Raw genomic sequence first — 14,364 nt, 5'->3', positions numbered from 1 at the left:
ACTATATGAGGTATTAGTTAAACTTGGTATCGTATTTTATTAATTTAATAAGTTTACTTTTACATTTAAATATTCTCTGTCTTGCTGTATTAATTGTAGCATATGATAGCTCTCTAACAATATCTTCATACGATACATCGTTAAAAAAAAGTGATAAAATCTGCTTACAATTATCCGAAAGTAAGCTAAACTTCTCGCGATATAATTCTAAGTGCTCCTGTTCTACCATAAAAGAAGCAAAATTTGTCTCTTTATCCTCTAGTGTATGTAGACCATCTTTTATTACCCGTTTTTTTTGTTTTTCTATCTCTCTTCTCCACATATTCTTGCAAATAGTAAATAAGTACGCCTCAAAATTATTAATCGTTAGGTTTCTTTCTCTAATCCCGACAATGATATACATTAAAGATTCCTGAAAAATATCTTTAGCCTGGGCATGAGTTCCATGATTTTGTAAAATAAAATGTAATGCTTTTGGAAAAAAACGTTTGTAAATTTCTGAAATAACGACACTATCATTTTTCAGTAATGCATGTACAAACCTATCTTCTGATTGTTCTAATTTATAGTCAGCCATAAAATCAATCTGTTTTGAGTGCTCCACAACATCAATGTTTGCGGTAAGCCCCCAACCTAAATTAAATAGTTATTGTAAAACAATTTATGTATTTTAAAGCACGATAACAACTCATAACCAATCAGTTATCTTACTTCATTTTCTAAAAAAAAACGAAAATCGCGCACCCAAAAATTTAGAGAACCCTGCAAGTTAAATTTAAAAAATGGGTAATGAATTAGTAATTCATATACTATTAAGATAAAAGTAACACTTAAAACCTAAAAAAATGAAAAGTTTAAAACCTTTATTATCTATGATGGTATATCTTATACTCTTTGGATGTACAAGTGAAGAAATCAACGCTGTTGATATAATGCAAGATGTAAAAGAGAAAAATGATCCAACTGATAATCAGCTTAATTACCCTATACTATCTGATAAAGAGCTTATTATAGAATATCCTCATGATGATTATTCTGAATTTCAAAAAAAAGAATTGAGACAAGAACATGGTGTAATTAGTTATGAAACATGTGACTGCTCAGACAAACAAATAGAAAAATGGGTATTTCAAAGTGGGATTAATATTGAAGAAGAAGAAGAACAGATTACGGCAACAGGTATTGGTGTAGAAAATGAGTTTTATTATCAAAATACGCATACAACTCCAGATAGCTTACACATTACAAATACTGAACAAAGTGATCTCTTAATTACATCTAACATTGTACCAAACTATACCTCGATAACCATAGCCATTTTGGATACTGGTATCGATCTTAATTTACTACCAAATACTGGTCCTTTTTTATTCAGACGCAGACCAAACCCACCACGTTGCATGGAAAACGGAGAACAGGAACTATCTGGGTGGGATTTTGTAAATCATGATAACAATCCACATGATGACAACGGACATGGGAGTATTGTAAGTGGCATTATAAAATCCAATCTACATGATCAAAATATAACAGATTACGAGATCTTACCTGTCAAAGTTTTTAATCATGAAGGAGAAGGATCCTATTTTAACTTACTCTGTGGCTATAGGTATGCAGTAAGTAAACCCTCTGTTTCTATCATTAACATGAGTTTTGGGTGGTATCATAAAAATGGAAGGTTACTCAAAAAGTATATTTCTCAAAACAATGATATTCTTCACATTACTTCTGCCGGAAACGATGACAATGATAATGATAAGGTGCGTCATAATCCCTCGTCTTATAACCGTCAAAATATTGCTGCAATAGGAAGCATAAATGCTACCAGAACCGAAATTGCAGATTTCTCTAATTACGGAGAAACTAGTGTAGATTTTCTATCTCTGGGCGATATGGTCAAATTTACTGATAGTAATGGCATCAATCATATGGTTTCAGGAACATCATATGCAGCACCCTTTGTAACCGCAAAATCAGCTATACAGTACCTTAATGCTATCACTGATCCTGTGGATATACTAAATCAATTGCGAATAAATGCTACTGAGCTAAGTCCTGGTGTTTTTCTACCTGTACGATGTAGACGTAAGATCATAGATTAACCCGGTTTATCAATGTCGTTAAATTATTAGTTTTTTTGACCATTGTCATCATCTCAACTTTTCCCATAGTAGAGGAAATACATGAAAGACTTCTTAATTTAACGACATCCCCCAATGTAATCAATACACCATAGAAAATTATCTTTTTTGTCGATGACCAATTAAAAAAATACCTACTTTTAGATTGCATTCATTATTTCCATATAGATACCAACTCATATATGCGATCTCTATATTGTACTTTTCTTTATATACTACTATTAAGTGTCCAAAACTTGGGACATTGCCAAGGTATCATAGAATCAATAGAAACCAACTATAAAAAATTAGAAGTTTCTGATATCGAGTATAACTGCAAGGTTGAAAAAATTAACCAACTACTCGAAACCAAAGAAGTAAATATTGATTCTGTAAAATTGGGTTATTTATACAGTGAGTTTAGTAAACTTAACTTCAGGCATAAAGACTATGATAATGCCATTCAGAATGTTCAAAAGGCGTTAGATATCCAAACCAAATTTATAGATTCTATTCCATCTACCGTTAATAAGAGTTATAATAACCTTGCTCTGTTTTATCTGCATTCTGGAAATGAACCTATGGCATTAGAGACGTTTAAAACCCTTGTTAAACAATCTCATAAGGATAAATATGTCATTAATGCCTATGCGATACGGTTGACCGATATATATATAAATCGGGGCGATTATTATAAAGCCATTGATTATCTTCAGGAAGCAGAGAATACCATCATAAAAGCAAATGACCCCATCCTTACTAGAAAACTACATCTTATATACGTTAATTTTTATAGAGTGTATTCCTTAACTATGAAAAAGGACCATTTTACAAAAGCACTAGATTATCTAAAAAAAACTGAGGATGTCATCGCTCACTTATCTCCTAAAAAACAATTAGAATTTAAGATTATTATCTATGCTGGGTACGGTTATATTTATAATCGACTAGAACAATATGATATGGCTATAAGTAATCATAAAAAAGCTTTAGAATTAGGTCTAAACGCCAAAAAAATAAACAATTCTGATATTGCCAAATCGTATAATTCTTTGGGTATCTCTTTTACCAGAATGAAAAAACCTGATCTAGCTTATAAGCATTATACCAAGGCCCTTCAACATGATTCTCTTAGAAGCGCGGTCTATAATAATTTGGGAGACTATTATGTAGCTAAACAATATTATAAAGAAGCGCTCATTAATTATCAAAAAGCCATAAGTTATAAAATTGAAAATTTTGAAAATATTGAATTTTCAGCGCTTCCTTCTCTTGAAAAATTAGCACATTCTGATCTCAAAGTAAATTTGGTAAATAACCTAAAAGATAAAGCAAATGGATGGTATGCATTTTTCTCAAAAACTAAAAACAAAGAATATTTGCATCATGCCTTGAAGACCATTGAACTTGCGGATCAGTTAATCGATGTTATTCGATCTGAAAATATAGAGCAACAATCAAAGTATTTTTGGAGAGAAAAAGGTGTTGATCTTTACATGTTAGCAACATCAATATGTTATGAGCTAAACAACCATAAACAGGCGTTCTACTTCATGGAAAAAAGTAAATCCTTATCCTTATTAGAAAACTTAACTCATGAAGAAGCTAAAAATAATGCAAACCTTCCTGAATTTGTAAAAGAAAAAGAGTATACCCTAAAACACGAAATTTTTAAAATCAGTGAGCGATTAAAAAAGGACAGTAATAGTACAGAAATAGAAAAGCAATCCCTCATTTTTGAACAAAAAAAAGTATATGAAAAATTCATAAGTTCTTTAGAACATAATTACCCAGGTTACTATAATTATAAAAAGAGAATCGATATCTCTTCATTCGATGAAACCAGGTCGAAAGTCGTTTCCCCTAACACTAATTTGCTACAATACATTTTAACCGAAAATGAAGGGTACGGAATATTAATAACAAATGAATCGACATATTTTTTTAAAATTCCGGAGGCAGAGCTATTAAATGAAGAAATTAGAATGTTGGGTAGACTTATAGCAAAACCCCTTGTAACTAAGCAACAATTAAATTCGTATACAGAAATGTCTTTTTCTGTATACCAGAAATTATTTCCATTTAAGGGTGCTTCAGAATTACTATTAGATAAAAAAATACTAATAATACCCGATTACACCTTACAATATTTTCCTTTTGAAACCTTAATTACTAATCGCTCTACAACAGAGGGAATACTGCCCTACTTAATATATTTTACAGAAACCAGTTATGCATATTCTGCATCATTACTTAAAAAGATAGAACAGAAAGAACGTAATCCAAAATCTAATTTAATTGGTTTTGCTCCAATACAGTTTAAGAAACATGAATTATCAAGTCTAAACAGAAGTGAATATAAAATGAATGAAATAGGAAAACGTTTTTTGAACACAACATTACTTCAAGAACAAGCTTCTAAATCAAATTTTGTAACCAACGCCAATAATTACAATATAATTCATCTATCAACTCATGCTAGCTCTATGAGCGATCAAGAGCCTTGGATAGCATTTTATGAAGATATCCTAACGTTAAATGAATTATACTTTATTAAAAATCAAGCAGATTTAGTCGTTTTAGATGCTTGCAAATCTGGTATTGGTGAGCTTCAATCTGGTGAAGGTGTAATGAGTTTATCCCGCGGTTTTTTTCATTCAGGTGCAAAAAGTGTTATTTCATCGCTGTGGAGTACAAATGAAAAGTCCAGTACTAAAATTGTACTTGATTTTTATGCACATTTAAAAAAAGGGAAAACAAAATCTGCAGCACTACGAAAAGCAAAACTTCAGTATTTAAAAGAAAATCAGCTCTCAGAAAATTCTCCTCATTTTTGGGCCCCTTTAATTTTGTCAGGAAGTATCGAAAACTCAATGTCTACAGCTGCTAGTACTACTACATACCTATACATTGGGTTACTTCTCTTTCTTATTGTATTTATAGGCCTTTGGCGTCGTTATAAATCATAGCGAACGTTCTTTTTTCATTTCATAAATAATTAATATTCAAAATAATAAATTTTTTTGGGTAATGAATTTGATGTACCTGCACTTTACTATGATTAATCATCAAAAACTAGAAAAGTTCTAGTACAAAAAATCATTAAACACATAAATTATGAAAAATTCAATTTTAAAAACATCAATTTTAGCAATGAGCCTAGTAGTGGTATTTATTGCTTGCGAAAAATCAGAAGAAGTATTTACTAAAGAATCTATCGAATTTACAAATGAAGAGATCCAAAGTGAGACTGATACTCATGACCATGTAGTAAGTAATAAAGAAGTAAAAGTAGGATCAGTGTTGCATATGCGTTTTGATAAAAACCTAAGTGAAGAGGAAGCCGAACTTACCTGGAATAGTGCAGTGAAAGACTATTTAATTAAAAACCCTAATCTAAGCAAAGGAGTAAGTACAGAAGCATATTACCAAGTGGTTACCAAAACTGGTAGTCAAGTCACCAATGGTACTGATGCCTTGGTACAGGCTTCAGCAGATTTTAATCATAGCGGAGGATCATTCCATACCGATTATATTACCTTAAACAACCCCGGTGATGACAGAGAAGAAGGGCAAAAGGATTTTTATCTTATTAGAATTTATTTTCCAAATATTACTATATCATGGATAGAGGTTGAACATGCACATATCCGATTACAAGGTACAGATGGATGGGTTGTTAGTTCGTTTAAAACCAAATTATTACCCGAACATCAAACTGTTCCGGCTACGGGGGTATCAAAAGTAGTTACATACCCAGAAATTTGGTTAACTAACGCTAATGCAGGAGACTGGGATTACTATTATACCGGAGTTATTGGAACAGGTAGGTTAAATTTTTAAGCTTAAAAAGACATACACATCTCAACTTTTGTTGGTTTAAAGAGGGTATCAAATAATATGCGGATACCCTCTATAATCAACATAAAATCAAAATATAGATACTAAATCTCTCCCATTACGATCTAATCTATCCTATTAAAAAATAAAAACTCATGGTCACCGAGGTTTTGACTACAGGCATATCCCAATGTCTATATAAAAACGACGGGGCCACTTTAAAACATATATTATGAAAACAAATCAAATTAGCCGTGTGCTATATCAACAAAAAAAGAGTGTACTATTCTTTTGTAGCATTGCATTTCTTGCCATTGTCTTTACAACGCAAAGTTGTGAAAACGAAGAGGTTATTGAAAGTAAAAACACAGTAACTACCAAGGAGGTAACTAAAAATAGTACATTAGGGAATCTTCAAAGTACGAACAATGAACCTATATCAAATGCTAAGATAAAACTAGGAGATCAAATATTGGCAATTAGTGGCTCACGAGGGAATTTTGCACTTGATAAAAAGGACTTTGAAATCAATGATGTCTTGATCATAGAACATGATGATTTCGTAACACTCTATAAGGTTATTGTCCCCAATATGAAGCTATTCTTTTTAATGAAAGAAAGAGCAGACCTAATTCGTATAGGTTCTAATGACGGTGGAGTTATCCCTGTAGGGCCAGGAGGAGAAATATCAATTCCATCCAATGCATTTAGTAACAATGGTAATCCATATAACGGCGCTGTAGATATTCGGGCAACTTACATAGATGTAACTGATGATTCTGAATTAGAAAGTGCTCCCGGAGCCTATATTGCCGATGATGGCCCAGGTACTAATCCTTATCCGTTAGCATCTTACGGAATGATGGAAATCATGGCTACAATTGCCGGAACCACTACTCTATTGGATCTACGTCAGGGAAAAGAAATAAAAACATCATTCCCAATTCTTGATGAGGATAAGCCAAACGATGTTAATCTTTATGAATTAAACAGAGTAACCGGTTATTGGTCTGAATTGGGAGAACTCACTGCAGTAGATAATACGCTACAAGGATCAATAACTTCTTTAAACAATGGTTATAATGCAGATAAACCATGTGCAAATCGACGTATCTGTGTGAAAATAAAAATAGTATACGCTAATGGAGGCACAGATTGTGGTATAGGGGTCAGAGGTATTACATATCGAGGATTTGACGGGTTAAAGACTCCTGATAAAGATGGATATGTGCGATTTTGGGTATGTCCCAATAGCGTATTTCAATTAAGAGCCTGCAGATCAGATGACCCGATTTATAACACAACTTTCGATTTGTCCACTGTAATTATGAATCCTTTTGGCTGCACTGATTTAGGGGTTTGGACTATAAATAATTAATAATCAAGATAAAGCATTCTTTAAAATGGTAATGGGATGGGGCGCTTTACGTCCTGTTCCATCTTGTATTTGATGTCTACAACTTGTCCCAACTGCTGCAATAATAGTATCTTCGGCCGCTTTTCTTACTGCAGGAAACAAAGTCTGCTCTCCAATTTGCATACTAATATCATAATGTTCTTTTTCATACCCAAAAGACCCCGCCATACCACAACAACCCGAAGGAATAATGGTAACTTTAAAATTCTTTGGTAAATTAAGATATGCAAACGTTGTTTGAATAGTTGATAATGCCTTTTGATGGCAATGCCCATGTATTTTGATTGTTTTGGCTGCTGTTGTAAAATGATCAGAGGTTATATTGCCCTTATTTATTTCGGAAGCTAAAAATTCATCTATTAAGAGTATATTTTCTGAAAGAGATCTTGCTTTTTGCTTATTATCTACTAAACGCAAATATTCGTCTCTAAATGTGAGTATTGCCGACGGTTCTAATCCTATAAGAGGGGTTTCTTTTGAAACCAAATTGTGAAAAACTTCTACATTATGATTAGCCAATGCCTTTGCTTGCTTTAACAACCCTTTAGAAATAAATGTACGTCCGCTCTCTTGATGATCAACTACCTTTATCTCATATTGTAAACTAGTAAGCAATTCTATGGCATCAATCCCAATTTTGGTATCCAGATAATTGGTAAACTCATCGATAAAGAAGTAAACCGTTTTGGTTGGGTTCTTGGGCTGAATTGTATGTAAATTCTTTTTGCACCAGTTTCGTAAAGATTGCTTACTTAATAATGGTAAATCACGTTCTTTAGCAATTCCTAAAACAGATTTCAGTATCCCCGAAGTAACATTATTCTTAAAAAAGAAATTAGTTAACCTTGGTGTTAATCTCCCTAATTGATTCAATTTATTGTTGTAAGCAAACAATTTGGTGCGCAGAGATACTCCATTTTTTTTCTGATATTGATATTCAAATTCTGCTTTTAGTGTAGCCACATCAACATTCGAAGGGCATTCACTAGAACATCCTTTACAACTTATACAGAGATCAAAAACCTCTTTTAATTCTTTAGTATTAAATCGATTTGTTTCTTCGCTATTTGTTAAGAATTCGCGCAATGCATTAGCTCTTCCTCTTGTGGTATCTTTTTCGTTTTTGGTGGCTCTATAACTTGGGCACATAGTCCCTCCTGCTTCTACCGATTTGCGACAATCTCCGCTTCCATTACATTTTTCGGTAGCTCTAAGAATTCCCATAGAATCCGAAAAATCTAATAGCGTTTCTATCTCCGGTTCCTCTCGATCAATTTTATATCGTAGCTTTTGATCCATTGGATATGGATCGACAATCTTACCAGGGTTTAATATAAAATTAGGATCAAATAGTTTTTTAACATGTTCAACAATCTTATAATTTTCTTTTCCTATCATAAAAGGAATGTATCCCGCCCGTACAATACCATCGCCATGCTCACCACTCATAGATCCCTGATACTTTTTGACTAAAGATGCCACATCATCTGTTATTTTCCTGAAAAGAACAACATCTTGGCTTCTTTTAAGGTCTAAAATTGGTCGTAGGTGTAGTTCTCCAGCACCAGCATGTGCATAATAGACCGCCTGCTGATCATAGGATTTCATTATTGCAGTAAACTCGGTAATATAATTTGCTAAATCCGAAATTGCAACTGCGGTATCTTCAATACATGCTACAGCTTTCTTATCTCCAACAATATTACCCAACAAACCTAGTCCCGCTTTACGAAGCTCTAATGCCTGATCTATTTCTTTTCCTTTTAAAATTGCATTGGCATAGCTTAATTTTGAATCTTCGAGAGATTTTAGCAATGCTTGTTCTTGAGTCTTTAATTCTTCTGAAGTATCACTTCTTAATTCTAGCATTAGAATGGCTTCGGGATCATCAACAATAAAAAAGCGGTTTTTCTGCTGTTCAATGTTATTTTTCGTGCAATCCAGAATGGTTTTATCCATCATCTCGCATGTAAATAATGGATGCTGCATTACAGATTCTACGGCGTTCATACAGTCATCAATAGTTTTAAAATGGGCTGCAATCATTATGGATTCCTTTGGTGGAAGTGCATCTAATTGTAAAATAATTTGTGTGGTAAACGCCAAAGTACCCTCACTACCAACTAATAATTTACACATATTAAATGCTTCAGAATGCTCTGAAAAAACATTAGAATTAATTAGCTCATCAATAGCATAACCAGTATTACGACGATGAATTTCAGGTTTTGGAAAATTATCTTTTATCTGTTTTTGAATAATTTCTGGAGAAAGCTCATCATATAAACTTTGATATATTTTCCCTTCTAGAGTATCCAGACCTTTTTTAGTATTAAATTCTTCTAAGGATAGTTCCGAAAAAACCACTTCACTTCCATCAGACAGAATCGTATGCAACTGTACCACTTTATCTCTGGTCACTCCATATTGTATTGATGTTGTACCACTACTATTGTTCCCAACCATTCCTCCTATCATACACCGATTAGATGTCGAGGTATTGGGTCCAAAAAATAGCCCATAGGGTTCTAAAAATCGATTAAGATCGTCACGTATCACACCTGGTTGAACCGTTACTGTTTTATTCTTTTGCTCTACAGAAAGGATTTTAGTAAAATGTTTTGACACATCAACCACTATGCCCTCTCCAACGCACTGACCTGCAAGAGAAGTTCCTGCCGTTCTTGGTATGAGTCCAATATTATTTTTTGAAGCAAAAGCAATCAATATTTTTATATCTGCAACAGATTTCGGAAAAGCAACGGCAGCGGGGATTCTTCGGTACACAGAGGCATCTGTAGCATATAATGCTTTTGAAAGTGAGTCGAACAGTAGTTCACCCTCGATTTGATCTTTTAGTATTTTTAATGCACTAGTATCAATCATATATTTTTCTTCGTTATAGAATCCAAAGAAACCGGTTTTTTAAAATTAGTATCAAAACAGATAAAACTATCGGTTCCGGCAACGCCATCAATTTGATGCACTTGTTCATACAAAATCCTTCGTAAATGTTGGTTGTCGATTGCAAAAATAAGAATGAAAATGGCATAATTACCCGAAACATAATTGCATTCTAATATTTCAGGGATTTTTTTTAAACCTTCTACCACTTGTTCTGCATATCTAGCTTCTCTAAGGCGAATGCCCACATAAGATTTGGTTCTATACCCTAATTGCTTTTCATCTATAACAAACTCTGCTTTTTTAATAACTCCTCGTTGCTTCAATTTTTTAATCCGTTGATGCACTAAGGAGTTCGAAATTTTTAAATCATCTGCAATTTGAGAGAATGGTTTTCTTGCATCTTCACGAATTTGCAACAAAATCTGTTGGTCAACATAATCAAAATGGTTCATAACAATCAAAAAATTAAATAGTAAGTGGTCAATATGACAATAAGAATTTTGCTCTATACCAAATTGACATATAAATCATTAATATATAGCCAAAACTAACTTAAATCATCTAAATAATAACCAAAACTAATATTTTTGCATCAAATAAAAACATAATAAGATGAATTCTACTTATTTTTTTAATGAACTATGGAATCAATATACCACAAAAACCCCTTCTGCAGAAAAGATAAAATCTTTATTAGAAGCAGAAGGTAATACGGTTTTTAATGATCATATAGCCATACGCACTTTTAATGATCCCAGAGTACATATAGAGGTACTTGCCCAACCTTTTATTGCAATGGGCTATGAACCTAAAGGTGAATATCATTTTAAGACCAAGAAATTATTTGCCAGACATTTTGAACACAAGAGTGACCCTAATGCTCCGAAGATTTTCATTAGTCAATTACTATTAGAAGAGCTTTCTGCTGAGCTAAGAGAAATTATTGATGAAATCCTAAATCAAGTGGATCAAGATATATACGAACAAGAAGATTTGATTTTAAAAGGAAGAGTTTGGCGCACACCTTCTATTGAAACCTACAATACACTTCTTGATGTATCTGAATATGCAGCGTGGATGTATGTTAACGGCTTTTGTTCTAATCATTTTACCATAGATGTTAACAAGTTAAACACTTTTGAAAGTTTATCTGAAGTCAATGAATTTTTAAAGGCCAAAGGGTATACCATGAATTCCTCTGGAGGGGAAATAAAAGGTTCTTCTTCTTTACTTTTAGAACAATCTAGTATTCTTGCCGATGTTGTAGAGGTTGAATTTGAAGAAGGTTCTAAAGAAGTAACTTCATGCTATTATGAGTTTGCTTTTCGCTATCCAAATACCGATGGAAACCTTTATTCTGGCTTCATTGCAGGTTCTGCAGATAAGATTTTTGAAAGTACAGATATGGTACTTCAAGATAGGTAGTTAATCGAAATTAACAAAAATTTAAGAATTTTACTTACAGATCAGAACAATTGTGACGTTATATTCGGGAACTAAATAAAAACCTATTTTACTATGACAAAACGTATTTTGATTATTGCAGCTTTCTTATTAAGTACACTAAGTACGATCCAAGCACAAGAGGTTTCCAAAAATGCCCTGGGAATCAGAATTGGCGATAATGATGGATTTGGAGCTGAAGTTTCTTACCAAAGAGGGTTAAGTGGAAATAACCGATTAGAATTTGATTTAGGATGGAGAGATTTTGATGCTGCTACTGCTATAAAAATAGCTGCACTTTATCAATGGGTTTTTAATCTTGATAAAGGATTTAACTGGTACGTAGGCCCAGGTGGTGGAGTTGGTTTTGTAGACTATGACGATCGTTTTTTTGGAAACAGTGGTAGTGATAGTTACTTCTTTCTTGCTGGTGATATTGGAATCGAATATAATTTTGATGCTCCGATACTTATTTCATTAGATATACGACCAGAAATTGGTTTTGGAGACTTTAACGATGGTCTAGATTTAGACATCGGTCTGGGTATTCGTTACCAATTCTAACAACCTATTATAATTTATATAGAATCGTTCCTAAGATATTGCTAATGCGCTTTCGTATAATGCAATATACTTAGGAACGATTTCATTTACATCAAATTTTAATGCTTCAGAAAAAGCCCTTTGCTTAAATATTTCTAAGGTTGCATCATCTTCAAGGATCTTGATTGCGTTTTCAGACATTTCTTTTACATCACCTACATCACTTAAGTATCCAGAAACCCCGTGATTATTAACTTCAGGAATACCACCTGCATTACTGGATATCACAGGAACTTTATTCACCATCGCCTCTAACGCAGCCAATCCAAAACTTTCTCTTTCCGAAGGAAGTAAAAACAAATCCGAAAAACACAGTATTTTATCAATTTCATTACTGTTTCCGAAGAAAATCACTTTATCCTTAATTCCTAATTCTTTACATTTTTGTTCTGCGGGTTTGCGCTCAGGGCCTTCGCCAACCATAAGAAGTTTTGCTGGTATCTTTTTTTGAATCGTATAAAATATATCCACAATATCAGAAATTCGTTTTACAGCTCTAAAATTACTGATATGCGTTACTATGCGTTCTTCTGGTTCGGCCATTAGCTCTCTCTGGCAATCTGTAAAACTAGTTTTTTGATGACTCACATCGATAAAGTTGGGAACCACCTGGATATCTTTTTTGATATCAAACAAACGTAATGTATCTTCTTTTAAACTTTGAGAAACAGAAGTTACAATATCACTATTGTTAATACTAAATGTAACTGCAGGTTTATAAAAAGGATGGTTTCCGACCAGGGTAATATCTGTACCATGCAAGGTGGTTACCATTGGTACATAAATCCCCTCTTCTTCGAGCATCTTTTTTGCCATATATCCTGCATACGCGTGAGGAATAGCATAATGTACATGAAGTACATCTATTTGATATTTTTTAATGGTATCAACTAGCTTACTGGATAATGCCAACTCATAGGGTTGATAATGAAAAAGCGGATAGGTAGGAACATTTACCTCATGAAAATGAATGTTTGGATTTAAAAGATCCAAACGTACCGGTTGCTTATACGTAATGAAATGAACTTCGTGATTCAATTTAGCCAAGGCAATACCCAATTCTGTGGCCACTACACCACTACCACCAAAGGTAGGATAACATACTATCGCAATTTTCATGTAGATAATTTTCTTGCGGTACAAGGTACAAGAAAATAGGTATTGACAGTTGTTAAAGTAGTTTTAAAAATATCATTCAAGCCCGGTCAAAAGAATCCTTCTAGAATCTAGTTTTCTAACTAAAAACTTCTTATAGCCATTTATTACACTTTTACTAGATATTTCTAAGATCCCGTCTTTCTCATCGTATTTCCAAGAAATTTTACTATACTTAAATGATTTATTATATGAAATCCTATGATCATTTCCACATCTAATTCCCTTAGTATTATAGATTTTAGCTATTCTATTTTTTTCAATATAAATTTTCTCATTATAATTGTCAGTTTGAAAATCTTCAATCAAAATATATTCTCTAACTTTTGCAGTATACTCTTCAATTTTAATTGTCAATATCCAATCTCCTATTAATTCTTGCTTATTTGGTATTTCTTCTTGAGAAGAAACGAAAGAAAATGATAATAATAAAATTAAAGTAGCTTTTATTTTCATGGTCAGTTTTTATTCGAAAAACTTATCAAATAACATGCCTAAAAAATTTATTAAAAAAAAAGCAGATCATAAGCCGGATTCTGTTCCCATAAATGGGCCCTTATCATTTATCTAGACCAGTAATTACTCACTGATTCTAACCGCCTACCCTCCAACATTGGGCGCACAACCCTCAAAAGCTGGTTTACGTGGCGTTGCACCGCATAGAGTTTACCTGGTTTCACTACAGCATTACCTGTACATACTTTCTGTTGCACTTGTCCTCGTCTCACGACGGACGGGCGTTACCCGCTATGCTGTGCTGCGGTGTCCGGACTTTCCTCGACCCTAAGGCCGCGATAAAGTGATCTGCTTTGTGCAAAAATAGGATAATAAGTATACCTTTTAAGGTTTTATATTACTAATTCTAGTAGTTAGTTATTC

General features: G+C 33.2%; 11 protein-coding genes and 1 other RNA gene. 6 read left to right on the top strand and 6 right to left on the bottom strand.

Going from position 1 to position 14,364, the window contains the following annotated elements; translation table 11 throughout:
* Window positions 1-13 precede the first annotated feature (13 nt).
* On the bottom strand, window positions 14-604 hold the full coding sequence (locus tag ABW637_RS15670; RefSeq protein ID WP_367585663.1) for an RNA polymerase sigma factor: 591 nt from the start codon (window positions 602-604) through the stop codon (window positions 14-16).
* A 241-nt stretch (window positions 605-845) separates the two neighbouring features.
* On the opposite strand from ABW637_RS15670, the gene ABW637_RS15665 reads away from it, so the two are divergent.
* From ABW637_RS15665 to ABW637_RS15650, 4 genes are all read left to right on the top strand, one after another.
* Complete coding sequence (locus ABW637_RS15665) at window positions 846-2,102, top strand: S8 family peptidase (RefSeq protein ID WP_367585662.1); 1,257 nt, start codon at window positions 846-848, stop codon at window positions 2,100-2,102.
* 275 nt (window positions 2,103-2,377) lie between these two features.
* Window positions 2,378-5,089 carry a CHAT domain-containing protein gene (locus ABW637_RS15660; protein ID WP_367585661.1) on the top strand — a complete coding sequence of 904 codons (2,712 nt, stop codon included), beginning with the start codon at window positions 2,378-2,380 and terminating at the stop codon, window positions 5,087-5,089.
* A gap of 148 nt (window positions 5,090-5,237) precedes the next feature.
* Window positions 5,238-5,963 carry a hypothetical protein gene (locus ABW637_RS15655; RefSeq protein ID WP_367585660.1) on the top strand — a complete coding sequence of 242 codons (726 nt, stop codon included), beginning with the start codon at window positions 5,238-5,240 and terminating at the stop codon, window positions 5,961-5,963.
* 229 nt (window positions 5,964-6,192) lie between these two features.
* Window positions 6,193-7,338, top strand: a complete 1,146-nt coding sequence (locus ABW637_RS15650) for a hypothetical protein (RefSeq protein WP_367585659.1) — start codon at window positions 6,193-6,195, stop codon at window positions 7,336-7,338.
* A gap of 3 nt (window positions 7,339-7,341) precedes the next feature.
* Here the strand turns inward: ABW637_RS15650 and ABW637_RS15645 are convergent, their stop codons facing one another.
* Both ABW637_RS15645 and ABW637_RS15640 read right to left on the bottom strand, forming a co-directional pair.
* A complete protein-coding gene (locus tag ABW637_RS15645) occupies window positions 7,342-10,263 on the bottom strand; it encodes an FAD-binding and (Fe-S)-binding domain-containing protein (RefSeq protein ID WP_367585658.1) in 2,922 nt (973 codons plus the stop codon).
* Entirely contained in the window at window positions 10,260-10,736 is a 477-nt protein-coding gene (locus ABW637_RS15640; protein WP_367585657.1) for an Lrp/AsnC family transcriptional regulator, read from the bottom strand. The genes ABW637_RS15645 and ABW637_RS15640 overlap by 4 nt, the downstream gene beginning before the upstream one ends.
* A 160-nt stretch (window positions 10,737-10,896) precedes the next feature.
* Between ABW637_RS15640 and ABW637_RS15635 the strand changes: the two genes are divergently transcribed.
* Both ABW637_RS15635 and ABW637_RS15630 read left to right on the top strand, forming a co-directional pair.
* A complete protein-coding gene (locus ABW637_RS15635) occupies window positions 10,897-11,709 on the top strand; it encodes a DUF1338 domain-containing protein (protein WP_367585656.1) in 813 nt (270 codons plus the stop codon).
* Between the two features lie 93 nt (window positions 11,710-11,802).
* Complete coding sequence (locus tag ABW637_RS15630; protein ID WP_367585655.1) at window positions 11,803-12,291, top strand: hypothetical protein; 489 nt, start codon at window positions 11,803-11,805, stop codon at window positions 12,289-12,291.
* Window positions 12,292-12,321: 30 nt separating this feature from the next.
* Here ABW637_RS15630 and bshA read toward each other — a convergent pair whose 3' ends face one another.
* The 3 genes from bshA to rnpB form a co-directional block, all read right to left on the bottom strand.
* Window positions 12,322-13,449, bottom strand: coding sequence for an N-acetyl-alpha-D-glucosaminyl L-malate synthase BshA (gene bshA, locus ABW637_RS15625; RefSeq protein WP_367585654.1), 1,128 nt, complete (start codon window positions 13,447-13,449; stop codon window positions 12,322-12,324).
* Window positions 13,450-13,521: 72 nt separating this feature from the next.
* A complete protein-coding gene (locus ABW637_RS15620; RefSeq protein WP_367585653.1) occupies window positions 13,522-13,941 on the bottom strand; it encodes a hypothetical protein in 420 nt (139 codons plus the stop codon).
* A 54-nt stretch (window positions 13,942-13,995) separates the two neighbouring features.
* Window positions 13,996-14,296: RNase P RNA component class A (gene rnpB, locus ABW637_RS15615), an RNA gene on the bottom strand.
* Window positions 14,297-14,364: the final 68 nt, after the last annotated feature.

The organism is Aquimarina penaris (genome assembly GCF_040786285.1).
Lineage (GTDB): Bacteria > Bacteroidota > Bacteroidia > Flavobacteriales > Flavobacteriaceae > Aquimarina.
This window is presented reverse-complemented; position numbering and strand designations above follow the sequence as displayed.

Excerpts from the sequence above, each read along its gene's own strand:
- ABW637_RS15655 (WP_367585660.1), top strand. The coding sequence starts at position 5,238 with ATGAAAAATTCAATTTTAAAAACATCAATTTTAGCAATGAGCCTAGTA.
- ABW637_RS15640 (WP_367585657.1), bottom strand. The coding sequence starts at position 10,736 with ATGAACCATTTTGATTATGTTGACCAACAGATTTTGTTGCAAATTCGT.
- ABW637_RS15665 (WP_367585662.1), top strand. The coding sequence starts at position 846 with ATGAAAAGTTTAAAACCTTTATTATCTATGATGGTATATCTTATACTC.
- ABW637_RS15635 (WP_367585656.1), top strand. The coding sequence starts at position 10,897 with ATGAATTCTACTTATTTTTTTAATGAACTATGGAATCAATATACCACA.
- bshA (WP_367585654.1), bottom strand. The coding sequence starts at position 13,449 with ATGAAAATTGCGATAGTATGTTATCCTACCTTTGGTGGTAGTGGTGTA.
- ABW637_RS15650 (WP_367585659.1), top strand. The coding sequence starts at position 6,193 with ATGAAAACAAATCAAATTAGCCGTGTGCTATATCAACAAAAAAAGAGT.
- ABW637_RS15630 (WP_367585655.1), top strand. The coding sequence starts at position 11,803 with ATGACAAAACGTATTTTGATTATTGCAGCTTTCTTATTAAGTACACTA.
- ABW637_RS15620 (WP_367585653.1), bottom strand. The coding sequence starts at position 13,941 with ATGAAAATAAAAGCTACTTTAATTTTATTATTATCATTTTCTTTCGTT.
- ABW637_RS15645 (WP_367585658.1), bottom strand. The coding sequence starts at position 10,263 with ATGATTGATACTAGTGCATTAAAAATACTAAAAGATCAAATCGAGGGT.